The 1,004-nt window shown below is 27.7% G+C and carries 1 protein-coding gene; it reads right to left on the reverse strand.

Features of this window, described 5'->3' with window-relative positions:
• Window positions 1-462: 462 nt before the first annotated feature.
• A partial coding sequence (locus FGK85_RS15170; protein ID WP_243122785.1) for a transposase occupies window positions 463-1,004 on the reverse strand: 542 nt, incomplete at its 5' end.

Here is a 1,004-nt window from a genome sequence, read left to right on the forward strand (position 1 = left end):
ATTTTATTCTTTTATCTTTTAAGTTATTGATTTTTTCACCTATATCGTATACCTTATTAATATAAGTAAGTAATTGTTTTAAATAACTTTTACTCATTTTATCAGCATCCTTTTTAAGTTGGTTTCTTGTCAAAACTATTATAAAAAGGATGCTTTTATTATGCAAATTTTTTCTCTAAAATTTCCAGCAAAAATCAGAATTTATGGTTTTTAACCTAACCCTCAATCATTCATTATAAATCAGCGGGCTCACGCCCCAAAAATTTTTAAGCGCTAAACTTCTGGAACGCTAACAGAGATTTAGCACCTAAATTCCAGTAAAAATTTTATTTTTACTGGAATTGTATCTTTTTACATTTACTTAAAGGGCTGGTAAGCCCGCAGACCGATAGGTCGCAAAAATAATTACACTATCCCCTACCCCAAGAAATCTTTAAAATCAATTTCCAGTTTTATATTTGATTAAGTTTTTACAAATAGTGGGTTATGCCAACCATTTTCTATAATAAATCTTTCATCTCTTATATCTTCAATAACATCTATTTGGAGCATATATTTCTTTCTAAAATTTCTTATACACCTAAAAAAATATAATTGCATTAGATTAAATGCTATTATTATAAACATTAATACTGTTTCTATGCCCGTAGGGCTATGAAGAAAACAATGATTCAAATGCCATTCTGTTTTTAACTGATGAAAAGCATTATTTTCAATGTCCCACCTTTTATGCATTATTTCCCATAAAGTTTCTACCGACGTTAATTTATCCGTCGTTATAATCCATGACTCTTTAATTTCCATTTTATCTCCATTATATATTTCTTCTATAAACTTTATAAACCTTACTTTTATTTCTGAATCAGCCATTTCAAAATTATCTTCATCCCAAGCTTTTATCTTTAAATAATTTTTATTTTTTTTATTAACTATCCATTCTTTATCTGCCTCACGGCACTTAAATAAAGCTAGTGCATCTTTTACAATATGAAGTCGTTCATCTT

Origin of the sequence: Haloimpatiens lingqiaonensis (assembly GCF_901447495.1) — a bacterium.
GTDB classification, from domain to species: domain Bacteria; phylum Bacillota; class Clostridia; order Clostridiales; family Clostridiaceae; genus Haloimpatiens; species Haloimpatiens lingqiaonensis.